This window comes from Blautia sp. AF14-40, assembly GCF_003479665.1.
In the GTDB taxonomy this organism is placed as follows: domain Bacteria; phylum Bacillota; class Clostridia; order Lachnospirales; family Lachnospiraceae; genus Fusicatenibacter; species Fusicatenibacter saccharivorans.
The window spans coordinates 1-13,842 of record NZ_QUHK01000017.1 but is presented as its reverse complement, the minus strand read 5'-3'; the positions used below and the strand labels follow the sequence as shown (position 1 = coordinate 13,842).

Annotated in this window: 10 protein-coding genes; all 10 read left to right on the top strand. The window is 47.5% G+C overall.

Going from position 1 to position 13,842, the window contains the following annotated elements; all coding sequences use genetic code 11:
* Nucleotides 1-15 precede the first annotated feature (15 nt).
* The 10 genes from DWW13_RS12250 to DWW13_RS12200 all read left to right on the top strand — a co-directional run bounded on the left by DWW13_RS12250 (nt 16) and on the right by DWW13_RS12200 (nt 13,497).
* Complete coding sequence (locus tag DWW13_RS12250; protein ID WP_118595939.1) at nt 16-1,701, top strand: formate--tetrahydrofolate ligase; 1,686 nt, start codon at nt 16-18, stop codon at nt 1,699-1,701.
* A 187-nt stretch (nt 1,702-1,888) separates the two neighbouring features.
* Entirely contained in the window at nt 1,889-4,633 is a 2,745-nt protein-coding gene (locus tag DWW13_RS12245) for a hypothetical protein (protein WP_118720205.1), read from the top strand.
* 165 nt (nt 4,634-4,798) lie between these two features.
* A complete protein-coding gene (locus DWW13_RS12240) occupies nt 4,799-5,869 on the top strand; it encodes a BMP family lipoprotein (protein ID WP_147398328.1) in 1,071 nt (356 codons plus the stop codon).
* Between the two features lie 197 nt (nt 5,870-6,066).
* Nucleotides 6,067-7,422, top strand: coding sequence for a C40 family peptidase (locus DWW13_RS12235; RefSeq protein ID WP_117510092.1), 1,356 nt, complete (start codon nt 6,067-6,069; stop codon nt 7,420-7,422).
* 240 nt (nt 7,423-7,662) lie between these two features.
* A complete protein-coding gene (locus DWW13_RS12230) occupies nt 7,663-8,364 on the top strand; it encodes a hypothetical protein (RefSeq protein WP_173815424.1) in 702 nt (233 codons plus the stop codon).
* A 294-nt stretch (nt 8,365-8,658) separates the two neighbouring features.
* On the top strand, nt 8,659-9,378 hold the full coding sequence (locus DWW13_RS12220) for a GntR family transcriptional regulator (protein WP_022461676.1): 720 nt from the start codon (nt 8,659-8,661) through the stop codon (nt 9,376-9,378).
* Nucleotides 9,375-10,061 carry a deoxyribose-phosphate aldolase gene (gene deoC, locus DWW13_RS12215; RefSeq protein WP_055220244.1) on the top strand — a complete coding sequence of 229 codons (687 nt, stop codon included), beginning with the start codon at nt 9,375-9,377 and terminating at the stop codon, nt 10,059-10,061. Before DWW13_RS12220 ends, deoC begins: the two co-directional genes overlap by 4 nt.
* Nucleotides 10,062-10,204: 143 nt before the next feature.
* Nucleotides 10,205-11,266: an NAD(P)-dependent alcohol dehydrogenase gene (locus tag DWW13_RS12210; protein ID WP_118720201.1), complete on the top strand. Its 1,062-nt coding sequence runs from the start codon at nt 10,205-10,207 to the stop codon at nt 11,264-11,266.
* 32 nt (nt 11,267-11,298) lie between these two features.
* Nucleotides 11,299-12,243, top strand: coding sequence for a CobW family GTP-binding protein (locus DWW13_RS12205; RefSeq protein WP_118720199.1), 945 nt, complete (start codon nt 11,299-11,301; stop codon nt 12,241-12,243).
* 171 nt (nt 12,244-12,414) lie between these two features.
* Nucleotides 12,415-13,497: a hypothetical protein gene (locus tag DWW13_RS12200; protein ID WP_117510090.1), complete on the top strand. Its 1,083-nt coding sequence runs from the start codon at nt 12,415-12,417 to the stop codon at nt 13,495-13,497.
* Nucleotides 13,498-13,842 lie beyond the last annotated feature (345 nt).

Genomic DNA, 13,842 nt, shown 5'->3' with positions numbered 1-13,842 from the left:
GGGGATTTTAAAACAATGGGTTACAAATCAGACATTGAAATTGCACAGGAATGTACCATGCAGCCGATCACAGCGATCGCAGAAAAAGCAGGTATTGATGACAAATATCTGGAGCAGTACGGAAAGTACAAAGCAAAAATTGATTACAACCTGTTAAAAGACACCAATGCGGAGGATGGAAAACTGATCCTCGTTACAGCCATCAATCCGACACCGGCAGGAGAAGGAAAAACAACAACTTCTGTAGGTCTGGTAGACGGACTTTCCAGAATCGGTAAAAAAGCAATGGTTGCACTTCGCGAGCCATCTCTTGGACCGGTCTTCGGTGTAAAAGGCGGAGCAGCAGGCGGCGGATACGCACAGGTTGTTCCAATGGAAGATATCAACCTTCACTTCACCGGTGACTTCCATGCAATCGGTGCAGCAAACAACCTGCTGGCAGCTATGATCGACAACCACATTTTCCAGGGAAACGCTCTGAATATCGATCCGAGAAAGATCACCTGGAAACGATGCGTAGATATGAATGACCGTCAGCTTCGTAATGTAGTAGACGGCCTTGGCGGAAAGACAAACGGAATGCCGAGAGAAGACGGCTACGATATCACGGTAGCATCTGAGATCATGGCAGTTCTGTGTCTGGCAAGCGACATCTCAGATCTGAAAGAAAGACTTTCCAGAATTATCATCGGATATACCTACGGAAAAGTATCCGAGCAGAAACCGGTAACAGCAGGAGATCTGCATGCGCAGGGCGCTATGGCAGCACTCTTGAAGGATGCCCTGAAACCAAACCTGGTACAGACTCTGGAAGGAACTCCGGCTATCGTTCACGGCGGACCATTCGCAAACATCGCACACGGCTGCAACTCTGTAACAGCAACCAAAATGTGCCTGAAATTAGCAGATTACACTATCACAGAGGCAGGCTTCGGTGCTGACCTTGGTGCTGAGAAATTCCTCGACATCAAATGCCGTATGGCAGGCCTGAAACCGAATGCAGTTGTAGTCGTAGCAACTGTTCGTGCCCTGAAATACAACGGCGGCGTTCCGAAAGCAGAACTGAACGGCGAGAACCTGGAAGCTCTGGAGAAAGGTATGCCGAACCTTCTGAAACACGTAAGCAACATCACAAACGTATACAAACTGCCATGTGTCGTTGCTATCAACGCATTCCCGACCGATACCGAAGCAGAGCTGAAGCTGGTTGAGGAGAAATGCAAAGAGCTCGGTGTCAACGTTGTTCTGTCCGAGGTATGGGCAAAAGGCGGCGAGGGCGGCGTAGCCCTGGCAGAAGAAGTTGTCCGTCTTTGCGAGCAGCCGAACGATTTCACCTATGCATACGATCTGGAAGGCTCCATCGAAGAGAAACTGAACGCCATCGTTCAGAAGATCTACGGCGGAAGCAGAGTTGTCCTGACCGCAAATGCACAGAAACAGGCAAAACAGTTAGAGGCTCTCGGATTTGGCAACTGCCCGATCTGTATGGCAAAAACCCAGTACAGCCTGACCGATGATCAGACCAAACTCGGCGCACCGACCGGATTCGAAGTTACCGTACGTAACCTGAAAATCTCCGCTGGTGCAGGCTTCATCGTAGCCCTGACCGGTGACATCATGACCATGCCAGGTCTGCCGAAAGTTCCGGCAGCAGAGCGTATCGATGTAGACGCTACTGGAAAGATTACAGGATTGTTCTAATAACACAGGATATTGTCTTGAAAAGACAGAATAAAGCGTGAAATAAAACACAGAAAAAAAGAGACATTCCTTCGTGAATGTCTCTTTTTTTACGTTTTTATTGCAAAATATTACAAAAGATAATATAATTTCTAATGATAACATGGAGAGAAAAGCAGATATAATATAGTAAGGGAGTTACTTGCCAATGACATCGAAGAAAAAATTGAGAAGTCTTCTGGGCGGTACACTTTTTATGGTGCTGATGCTCAGCGTACATCCGACGACTGTTTCCGCGAGTGCTGTGGGGAGCAGCACGGTGATGGACCAGTCTGTGGAGACAGAGGATCAGCAGAGCGGGATACAGAGTGAAACGCAGACACAGGCTTCACAGGACAGCGGTGCTGCTGTGCGGGCCAGTCAGAATGGCTGGGTTAAGGCAGGCGACAGCGGCTGGTATTTTTATGAGAACGGACAGCTGAAAACAGGATGGCTTTACCGGAATGGAAACTGGTACTGGCTGGATCCGGACCGGAACGGCCGCATGGCAGAAAACAGCTGGTTCACATACGATAATAATCTTTATTATGCCAAGGGAGACGGAGCAATCTATAAAAATGGTTTTCAGGAAGTAGATGGAAACCTTTATTATTTCCAGAGCTGGGGCGGCATTCAGAGAAATGTGTATCTCAGCATCAGCGGAAAAATGTATTATGTACAGGAAAATGGTATCGTTGCCCGTGGAATAGTCAGAACAATGAATGGACATGGTGATCTCTGCGCATTTGATGATACTACGGGAGCGCAGATCACACAAAAAGGCTGGCTGAAAAAAGGCACATCATATTATTGGGTAAGAGAAGACGGCGTCCTGCAGACCGGCTGGCTGCTGTACGATGATAACTGGTACTGGTTTGATGATAATGGTGTCATGATGACATCCGGCTGGAAAGAAATCAACAACAATCTGTATTACTTCCGGAGCTGGGGCGGCATTTATAAAAACGGTTTCCAGAGCATCGGAGGAAACGAGTATTATTTCCAGAGCTGGGGTGGTGTATATCGAAACACCTTCTTTACCGTAAAAGGGAAAACCTACATAGCGCAGAATGACGGATCGATCTATCATGCCAGCCAGACCGGCTGGGTTCAGCTGGGAGATCAGACTTACTGGATTAATCAGGATGGTTCTGTTCAGACCGGCTGGCTGAAGCTGGAAGGCAAATGGTACTGGCTGAAAGCGGACGGCACACGTGCTGCATCTGAATGGATCACGTATGACAACAACCGATACTATTTTGATGGTGACGGTGTGATGTACACCGGAATGAAAGAGGTTGACGGAGCAAGATATTATTTCCACAGCTGGGGCGGCGTTTACCATAACGAATCTTTTACCTGGCAGGGAAAGAAATACTGGGCAAAGGATGACGGAACCTTCTATACAGGTGTCTGCGATATCAATGGAAAGAAATACTATTTTCTGGAAGACGGCGAGCAGATTACAAAAGAGGGCTGGTATCTGACCAACGGAACGTATTACTGGATCAACAAGGATACGTCGCTTCAGACCGGCTGGGTGAAATATGACAACAACTGGTACTGGATGAAAGAAGACGGTACGATGGCATCGTCTGAATGGATCACCTACGACAAAAACCGCTACTATTTCCGAAGCTGGGGCGGCATGTACACCGGAATTCATACCATCGGCGGAACAAAATACGCATTCCAGAGCTGGGGCGGTCTGTACCATGATCAGACATTTACCATCGGCGGTAAAACATACTATGCCAATTCAGATGGAACATTTGCCACCGGCTGGGTGCAGAACGGCGGAAAAACGTATTATTTCGATGAGGACGGCACAAGCCATACGGGCTGGCTGCTTCTGGACGGAACGCATTACTGGATCAATGCCAATGGAACCAGAAGAGATGACGAGCTGTTTCAGTACGACGGAAACTATTATTATGTAGACAAAAACGGCGTTATGGCGACAAGCGGCTGGGTATACTGGGATTATAACTATTATTATCCGAGAAGCTGGGGCGGCATGTACAAGAATGCGTTTATTACCTATGATAATAACCTCTATTACCTTGGATCTGACTCGAAAATGGCAATCGGCTGGCAGTCGATTGGCGGAAATACATACTATTTCCGAAACTGGGGCGGCATGATAACCGGAAAACAGGTGATCGACGGAAAAACGTATGTGTTCGATGAGGACGGCAAGCTGGTACAGAGTCCGGACGGATTTGAACCGTCCGCGCAGATCGGTGTCCGCACCGTACGGAACTTTCTGAAAAATGCACTGCTTCCGCTTGGAAACACCCTGTATATCTGGGGAGGCGGCCACACAGACGCAGAGGCAGAGAGTTACGGCGTCAATGCGCAGTGGAAACAATTCTTCAATACACAGAATTCCACCTACAACTATTCCGATCATCTGTATGAGTACGGAAAAGGTCTTGACTGTTCCGGCTATGTCGGATGGACCGCACATCAGGTGACGAAAGAGTATGCAACGACAACCTCCACTGGAATGCCGGCCTACTTTGCAAGAAAAGGCTGGGGAACCTGCGTGACAGGCGATACATCCCAGAAATTTACGCCGGGTGATGTGGTCAGCAAGAGCGGTCATGTCTGGATTGTCATTGGCCAGTGCTCGGACGGCAGCGTGGTTGTCATTCATGCGACACCGCCGTATATTCAGCTTGGCGGAACCGTTTCTTCAACAGGAAGCATTAACAGTGAAGCTATTGAGCTGGCAAATGAATACATGAAAATGTATTATCCGGTTGCGTATGAGCGGTATGGTGTAAAAGTTCTTGACCGGTCCTATCTGACCGGTGTGAATCATTTCACCTGGAGCAGCAGTATCTTAAGTGACAGTGAAGGCTACCGCAGGAAGAAACCGGCAGAAATCCTGAACGATCTGTTCCAGTAAAATATCTTCTATAAAAAATAAGAGAGAATACAAAAAAACTTTGTAGTTCGTGTATTCTCTCTTTCTTTTTGCGCTGGAATTGTCTATACTAGAAGGTGCGTGAAAGACGCAGATCAGAAATACAAAAGAAAAAATTTGGAAAATAAAAATACAAGGGGAGTAAACATGCGAAAGAGCTGGAAATGGGCGCTCTGTCTTGGCGTAGTGTCGTTGCTGCTGCTGGGCGGCTGCGGAAAAGAAAAGACGGAACCAGTGGATCTGGTGCTGGTAACCGACGGCAGTGAGGTAGCTTCCGATGCCGTGTATCAGTCAGCATGGAACGGTCTTGCGCAGTATGGAGACGAGAGCGGTCTGAAATATGAAGCAAGTGTTCCGGCAGGACGGACAACAGAGGACTATGAAAACACCATCAAAGAGGCGGCGCAGAAGGGAGCATCCGTTATCGTCTGTGCCGGAACGAGCATGAGCCGCGCCGTTTACGATGCACAGCGCGACTGGAAGGATGTCCGTTTTCTGCTGCTGGAGGCAGAACCGGTCAGTGAGAGCGGCCGCAGCCGTCTCCGCGGAAATACAGAAAGCCTGGAAATTGATGTATCAGAGGCCGGCTACCTGGCAGGATATGCGGCAGTACAGGCCGGCTACACGCACCTGGGCTATATCGGACAGAAAAACGAAGAGAACGGAACAAAGTACGGGACAGGTTATGCACTCGGTGCAGAGACGGCCGCTGCGGATCTGGGACTTGGAGAAAACAGCATCACGCTGGATTATACGTATCGGAAAAGCAGCAGCGTATCACCGTCGTATTTGGAAAAAATCAAAAGCTGGTATGGTGAGGGCGGACAGATTCTCTTCTCGGACGGTGCATCGTATCAGAATGTACTTGGCGCAGCAGCATCTGCGGCAGGCGGAGCACTGATCGCAAACGGCGGCGTGGAGGAGTACGCCAATGCCGTGTTGAAAGTACGTCTGGATTATGGAACTGCAGTTTACAATGCGTTAAAAGAAATGAAACAAAAGGATTTTGAAGGCGGGAAAATTGTAACGCGCGGCGTGACCGATCAGGAAATCAGTCTGGAATGGAATCAGGATGCGGTGCCGTACTTTACAGAGGATCAGTACCGGGCACTCTGTGCGAAATTCTCCGCAGAGGACTTTTCAATCCCTGACGGCGATGCGCTTTCCTCGCCGGATCAATACAAATTGAGTTGTGTGAGTGTACAGAAGGTAAAATAACATGTATCGTTACTGTTCACGAATTGTTTACAAAAAGTCGGGATATTTTTCCTTGCATCCATTTGTGAATTGTGATATTATGTAAAAGAATTGGGAAAAATATTTCAAAATTGTTACAGAATAATTGAATTTCTAAGAAACAGGGAAACCTGAAACAAAGAAACCTACATACAACGAATCAATTTGGGAGTGAAAGAATGAGAAAAAAATTTCTTGCCTTAAGTTTAGCAGTGATCGTAAGTGCAGCTCAGGTAATGACAGTAAGCGCCTCGAAACAGGAGCAGTTACAGCAGCAGCAGGCAGCACAGGCAGAGACCAGCGCACAGCTTGACAACGCAAAAGCAGAAATCGACGATCTGGAAACCAAAAAGAATCAGATTACCGGCGAGATTGATGACCTGGACGCACAGCTTGTCGTAACCATGGCATCCGTGGAAAATCTGAAAAATGAAATTGCAGAGAAACAGACAGAAATTGAAACAACACAGGAAAAACTGGCACAGTCCCAGGCTGAAGAGGACGAGCAGTACGAGCTGATGAAAAAACGAATCCAGTTCCTTTATGAGAGCGGCGGAGACAACGGCTGGGCAGCACTTCTTCTGGAGGGAAAAGATTTAAGCAGCATTCTCAACCAGGCTGAGTACACCCAGAAGTTATACAAATACGACAGAGAGTGTCTGCAGGAGTACATGGATCTTGTACAGCAGGTAACAGACTACAGCAATCAGCTTGCAGATGAAAAAGCAGATCTCGAAGCTAGTGAGGCAGAGCAGGAAGCACAGCAGCAGTCCCTTGAGGCAATGCTTGAGCAGAAAAAAGCCGTTTCCGATGACTACGAAAACCAGATCGCAGACCTGAACGACATGGCTGCACAGTACAACGCAGTACTGGCAGAGCAGAACGCAAAGATCCAGCAGATCCAGGAGGAGATTGCAGCCGAAGAGGCAGCAAGAAAAGCCGAAGAGGCCCGTCAGGCAGCAGAAGCAGCCGAGGCAGCCCGCCAGGCAGAAGCAGCAAGACAGGCAGCAGCAGAAGCAGCCGCAAGCAGTGCTGCAAATAATACAACAACGGCAGACAACACACCGTCCAGCACAGGAAGCTCCACCACGACAACAACACCGTCTAACGGAGGAAGCTCTTACGATGATTCTTCGTCCAGCGATACCAGCAGCTCGGATGATTCCAGCAGCTCCAGCAGCACCGGAAGCGCAACCGGAAGTGCCATCGTATCCTATGCAACACAGTTTATTGGAAATCCATACGTATGGGGCGGCACAAGCCTTACCAACGGAGCTGACTGCTCTGGTTTTATCATGAGCGTTTACGCACACTTCGGATACGACCTTCCGCATTCCTCCAGTGCACTGCGTGGTGTAGGACGCGGTGTATCTTATGCAGAGGCTCAGCCGGGCGATATTATCTGCTACAGCGGCCACGTAGCCATCTACATCGGCGGCGGTGCAATCGTACACGCAAGCAATGAGCGCGACGGTATCAAGATCAGTAGCAACGCAGCGTATACCACGATTCTTGCGGTAAGACGTGTGGTTTAAAAAAGAATTACATAGTAAGAATTTTCAGATCCCGGGAGAGAAAAATCCCGGGATTTTTTGCGTTTTGCTTAAAATTGAGTGCATTCGCGTTAAAACTGTGATATACTAAAGCACATCGGAGATACAAGGGCGTATTGACCAACAGAAGGTCAGTATGCCCTTTTGCTTGTTAGGAAGAAGGGAGAATCGTTATGAAACTGGAAAATTATTTTCGTCGTTTCGGTATTCGGAACGGATCTGGTGCGGAAAGTAGCGTCAGTGCTGTCCATCTGCATTATTGCCGGTCTGCTGATCGTCTACGTCCCGAACATCATCGCCGGAGCCGGAAAGATCGGCGATACTGTAAACACCATGAAAACCGCAGACCTCCCATTCGGCAAAGCCCTGTACGCCGCATTCCTCTACGGAACCTTCCAGCTTGCCAATGTCGCAGTCTTCGTCCAGCATGCCAAGTCCTTCGAAGAACCGCAGGATGCCGGAAAGAGCATGGCAGTCGGTGCCGTATTAAATGCCCTTCTGATGATCATGGTCGTCCTCGGAATCATGACCGTATACCAGAACCCGGAAATGATCCAGCAGAGCGTCCCGACATTATTTATGGTTCAGCAGGGCGTCGGCAGTAAATTCATGACACCGCTGATTTCCGTACTGATCATCCTCGGTGCCGTATCCACAGCCGTCAACATGGTTGCCGCCATGGTCAAACGAATCCACGCCGGTCTCGCTGAACGAAGCAGCAGAACAGAAACCGCAGGCAAAATCAGCCGCACCCAGATCCTCGCCGCCCTCGCTTGCTGCATCGCAGACTTCCTCATCGCACAGTTTGGTCTGCTGACGCTGATCCAGAAGGCGTACAGCATCCTGGCATACCTGGCAATCCCGGTCATCTTGGTGCCGTACGTGGTGCACATGGCGGTGATGCGGTTTGATACGAAAAAATAGAAAAGAACAATAAAAAATTTGTAACAAAAATTTACACCGCAGAAAGAGAGATTTGCTTCTGGAGAATGGAAGTATTTCGCAGACAGCAGAAAAAAGAAGATTCATGCAGAGCAGACGTGAGTCATAAAGAAATGACATGCGTCTGCCTTTTTTCTGTGCGTCTGGCAGAGTATGTGTCGGTGACAAAGCAGAAAACAGGAACTCTTCTTTGGGACTCGATTGTGCCGTCAAAATATGGTATACTGCAAAAAGGATCAAAAAGCGGATATTGATATTTCACGGGAGGGGAAGAAGATGAAAAATGCACCGGCTTATGTGAAGGTTTACAGCAGACTGAAAAACGAGATCAATAAGGGAACATATCCTGTCGGGGGATTTCTGCCGAAGGAGTGTGAACTGGAGAAAATCTATCAGGTCAGCCGTACTACGGTACGGAATGCAGTAAAGATACTGGTGCAGGAGGGACTGGTTGAGGTTCGCCAGGGTTCTGGAACGAGGGTGCTGAATCATAAGGCAATTCAGAATTATAACAAGGTCACATCGGTCACGGAATCCCTGATGAAAAAAGGATATCGGGTAACGACGTCAGATATGATGATCGACATCATTTCGGCGGACAAACAGCTCGCCGATGAACTGGAAATTCCGGAGGGAACCAGCGTGGCGAGGATTCAGCGGCTGCAGCTTGCGGATGAAGAGCCTGTTACGCTGATGGAAAATTATATCGAATATGCGAAAGTCCCTGGCATCGAGGCGTATGAGAATCAGTTTGTAGCGCTGTATCAGTTTCTGGAGGAGAAATTCGGCTTGCAGATTGATGAGACACGAGACAGAATTTCAGCGAAATCCGCGACCTTTATGGAAGCCCAGGTTCTGAAAACGGAGCCGAAGGATGCGCTTCTTGTGGTGCACAGAGTCACCTACTGGCAGAACCGGCCGGTGAGCATTGACCACGTGCGGATCATCGGAAGCAAGTACGAGGTGGAGATTTCGGGAAAAGGACGGAGTAAATGAGCGATGAGACAGAAGAACAGAAGAAACTGATGCGGCAGATTGATATCAGCTGTGTACAGGCATTTCATACAATGGATGAAATTGATGCGATGGTGGAGCTGGCAAAGAAATATCGTCTGGCTGCTGTGTTTACCTTGCCGGCGTTCAGCGCCCATGTGGCAGAACGGCTGCAGGACACCAGAGAAATCCATGCGGGAGGCGTGGTAAGCTTTCCGGGCGGCGGAGATACGACCGGACAGAAGAAGCGGCAGGCAAAAGAACTGTGGGAGGCTGGCTGCCGGGAAATCGACATGGTGATGAATCTTACGGCGTTCAGAAGCCACGAATTTTCTTATGTAAAAGAAGAACTTCTGGCCATCCGGGAGCAGGTGCCTTCGGCGATTTTTAAGGTGATCATCGAGGCACCGCAGCTGACGGAGCAGGAAATCTGCCAGGCAGTGGATCTGTGTGTGGAAGGCCGTGCGGATTATGTAAAGACGAGCACCGGATGGTATCCCGGCTGTCCTTCCACCGTGGAGCAGGTTCGAATCATGAGCCGTGAAGCCGCCGGTCGCATTCAGATCAAGGCCGCCGGTGGAATCCGCAGTCTGGAAACTATACAGGAAATGCAGAAAGCCGGCTGTAGCCGTTTCGGTATGGGAATGCGGTCGGTACAGAATTTGATAAAAAGTATCTATAAGTAATCTATTGTGCAAAAGCTATAAAAAAGTCACGGAATATTCTACGATATTCCGTGACTTTTCTGTTGAATTAGTAACCTATTAGTGATATATTCGAATCATAGGAATCGATAAATCATTAACAATCTGAAAGGAGAGCAAAAGATATGAAAGGTTATGCAATGCTGAAAATCGGTGAATCCGGATGGATCGAGAAAGAACGCCCGAAATGCGGGCCGATGGATGCCATTTGCCGTCCACTGGCAGTTGCCATCTGCACATCAGATGTCCACACTTTATGGGAAGGGGCCATCGGTGACCGTCATAACATGATTCTGGGCCATGAGTGCTGTGCAGAGGTTGTGGAAGTCGGAGAGCTCGTAAAAGATTTCAAACCGGGAGACCGGGTTCTTGTGCCGGCCATCACTCCGGACTGGAATTCTCTGGAAGCACAGGCTGGTTATTCCATGCACTCCGGCGGAATGCTGGCAGGCTGGAAATTCTCCAACTTCAAAGATGGTGTCTTTTCTGAATTCTTTCATGTAAATGATGCCGATGGAAACCTTGCGCTGCTTCCGAAAAACATCAATGTTGTCGACGCGTGCATGCTTTCCGATATGGTGCCGACCGGATTCCACGGCGTAGAGCTTGCCGATGTACAGTTTGGTGATACAGTTCTTGTCATCGGAATCGGACCAGTTGGTCTGATGTCGGTAGCCGGAACGAATATGCGCGGCGCATCGAGAATCATTGCTGTCGGAACGAGACCGGTCTGCGTAGAAGCGGCAAAAAAATACGGCGCAACGGATTTTGTCAGCTACAAGAACGGACCGATTTTCCAGCAGGTACTTGATATGACAGATGGAAAAGGTGTTGATAAAGTAGTCATCGCCGGCGGTGGTGTAGAAACCTTTGCAGAAGCAGTAAAATGCCTGAAACCGGGCGGAAAGATCGGAAATGTAAACTATCTTGGATCCGGTGACAACATTGATATTCCGCGTGTAGAGTGGGGCGTTGGAATGGGTCACAAACAGATTAACGGAGGCCTGATGCCTGGCGGAAGACTCCGCATGGAAAAACTGGGAGCTCTTGTTTCGGCAGGCAAGCTGGATGTCAGCCCGCTGTCCACACATGTGTTTGATGGATGGGATCATCTGGAAGGAGCACTGTTCCTCATGAGAGATAAACCGAAGGATTTAATCAAACCAGTCGTTAAATTGGCTGACTGATGATTTGAAAATTTGACTGAAAAAGGAAACGTATGAAAATATTGATCGTATCCGGCTTTTTGGGCGCGGGAAAAACAACATTTATCAAACGGCTGGCCAGGAACGTCGATCAGCGGTTTGCCATACTGGAAAATGAATATGGAGCCGCAGGAATCGACGGCGTACGTCTTGGCCAGAACCGGCAGGGAACGCAGAAAAATGTATGGGAAATGACAGAGCAGTGCATCTGCTGCATCGGGAAAAAGGATTTTGCAGCATCCGTGCTGACCATTGCCAATGTGGTAGACCCGGAATACCTGATCGTAGAACCGACAGGTGTCGGAAGTCTCGCCCGGATTATAGAAAATCTGCGTCAGATCGAGTACGAGAGAATTCAGCTTCTCTCGCCGGTCACTATTGTGGATGTTTACAGTTACCGCCGCTATATGGCGGAATATCCCGAGCTGTATCAGGATCAGATCCGAAGCGCGGATACGATCATTGTTTCCAAAACAGAAGCATGCCAGGCGGAAGAAAAACAGCGCATCCAGAAATTTCTGCAGGAAATTAACCCGCAGGCAAAAATCATCACGGATTATGCATCCACGATGACACGGGAAGATTACCAGAGCCTGCTGCTGGGCGGCCGATATGAGAAAGAAGTACAGGATACGCAGAGCGGCGAAAAGATGCCGGAGACCTTCTCCTTCGAAAATATCCGAATGGAGGCACCGGAAACCCTGTGGTGTTTTCTGGAACAGATCATTCGCGGAGCGTTTGGAAATATCATCCGTGCAAAAGGACAGTTCGCAGCCGGAGACCAGTTTCTCCAATTTGATGTCGCCGATCACCGCTACAGCATCACCGGCACAGAACAGAAAAACGCCGGCCAGGCTGTGTTTATCGGAAACGATATGAACGAAGATGCGATCCGGCAGTATTTTAAGAAATGCGCCGGAAACCAGAAAATGAAATATGCTGCCCGTCATGTATCATAAAGTAAATAGGAAAAAGAGATTGCGGAGTCCTGCCAAAACAGGGTTTCGCAATTTTGGTTTTTACAGAAAGATTCAACTGAAAAACGAAGGATAGGCAAAAACGAAAAATTACGCTAAAATAAACATACAAGTATTTCAAATAAAACAAAAGAAAAATCAGGGGGATCTGATATGGAGGAACAGAAAAGAAGACGGGAAAGAAAATCAGCGGCATACTGGTTGAGCAAAAGCTCGATTTTATATCCGATCTGTATCTTGTATGTGATGTATGTGAAACAGGTTGAGGTATATATTACAGAATGTTCCGTCCATATTTCGTCGGGGACAATGCTTTTTGCCTATGCGCTGTGCCTGATTTTGTGGCTGGCCTCACCCATTCGAAGCTACTGCGCAGATGGAACTGCAAATGAAGTTTTATTCTATACATTTCCGCCGAGCATACTGATGCTGTTTTTATTTGCCCAATATTCACTGAAAATTGTGTTGTTTCTTGCAGTGCTGGATGGGATATTTCTTGTTACGGTTTTAAGAGATTTACATAGAAAAAAACGAAAATATTCTCCGAAAAAATTCTGGAGATTAAAAAGAAGTGACTTAAACGCATTTCTGTTTGTTTCAGTATGCGTGAGTATGGTACCGACTTGTATGATGATATATTGGAAGCTTGAGTCTCCGTCCGGAGTGGCAGAACTTTACGAACGAAAAAAGGACTATAATCTCGTCCAGAATCAGGAGAACATTTTTCAGGAAAATAAAGAATTTCTGCTGAGCTTAAAGGAGAGCGAATGGAGGCAAAAAACACTGGAAGAAAGAACAATTGCAGCGCAGAAGATGGTACGGCTTGAAACAGAACGACTTGGAATTCCCGAAATTCCGCTGTATGTGAAAGAGACAGGATCATCGAATTGCGTTGCATTATATAATAATGAAGAGAACGAAATATGGTATGCTCCAGAGCATTTAACATCTCAGACAGCAGAAGAATTTTTTACGGGAATTTGCGAAGAATGTTATCATGGAATGGAGTATTATCTGCTGGAGCGAATGGACTGGAATTCGGAAATGGCGAATACTGCTTATTTTGAAGAAATGAGGAAGTGGAAACTAAATGATAATCGCTACATATCTGGACGCGACGAGGGCGATTCGTTTGAAGCATATCAATCACAGCCGCTGGAAGCATCTGCCAAAAAGTATGCCAGTTCCGAAACAGAGGCACTGATTCATTTTATTGCTGTGTACGGCGATGAATAAAAATCTTTTAGGGGGGGAGGGAGAAAAGGAGCGTCGGGAAAAATAAAAAAAATTAGCACTCACCTCTTGTTATTACAGCGTAGCTTTTGTCTTAGTTCATAGAGTGCCGTAAAGTGCCTATTTACAGGCTTTTCACGGGTTTTATGAATTTATCACATTTCATCAAAAATCGTCAATATACAAAAAATTGGTGTCAAAATTGGTGTCAAATAACCTTAATTTGAGATTTTGATGAGTAACACATCAGTAAAAAAAATTGAATATTTTATAGACTATGGAACGCCTAAAATGACGTTCCTTTTCTATTTCCAGCCGTTCTTATTGGACGGCTATTTTATTACCAAA

Bases quoted from the DNA above. Each gene is read 5' to 3' on its own strand.
- DWW13_RS12250 (WP_118595939.1), top strand. From the start codon at position 16: ATGGGTTACAAATCAGACATTGAAATTGCACAGGAATGTACCATGCAG.
- DWW13_RS12245 (WP_118720205.1), top strand. From the start codon at position 1,889: ATGACATCGAAGAAAAAATTGAGAAGTCTTCTGGGCGGTACACTTTTT.
- DWW13_RS12240 (WP_147398328.1), top strand. From the start codon at position 4,799: ATGCGAAAGAGCTGGAAATGGGCGCTCTGTCTTGGCGTAGTGTCGTTG.
- DWW13_RS12235 (WP_117510092.1), top strand. From the start codon at position 6,067: ATGAGAAAAAAATTTCTTGCCTTAAGTTTAGCAGTGATCGTAAGTGCA.
- DWW13_RS12220 (WP_022461676.1), top strand. From the start codon at position 8,659: ATGAAAAATGCACCGGCTTATGTGAAGGTTTACAGCAGACTGAAAAAC.
- deoC (WP_055220244.1), top strand. From the start codon at position 9,375: ATGAGCGATGAGACAGAAGAACAGAAGAAACTGATGCGGCAGATTGAT.
- DWW13_RS12210 (WP_118720201.1), top strand. From the start codon at position 10,205: ATGAAAGGTTATGCAATGCTGAAAATCGGTGAATCCGGATGGATCGAG.
- DWW13_RS12205 (WP_118720199.1), top strand. From the start codon at position 11,299: ATGAAAATATTGATCGTATCCGGCTTTTTGGGCGCGGGAAAAACAACA.
- DWW13_RS12200 (WP_117510090.1), top strand. From the start codon at position 12,415: ATGGAGGAACAGAAAAGAAGACGGGAAAGAAAATCAGCGGCATACTGG.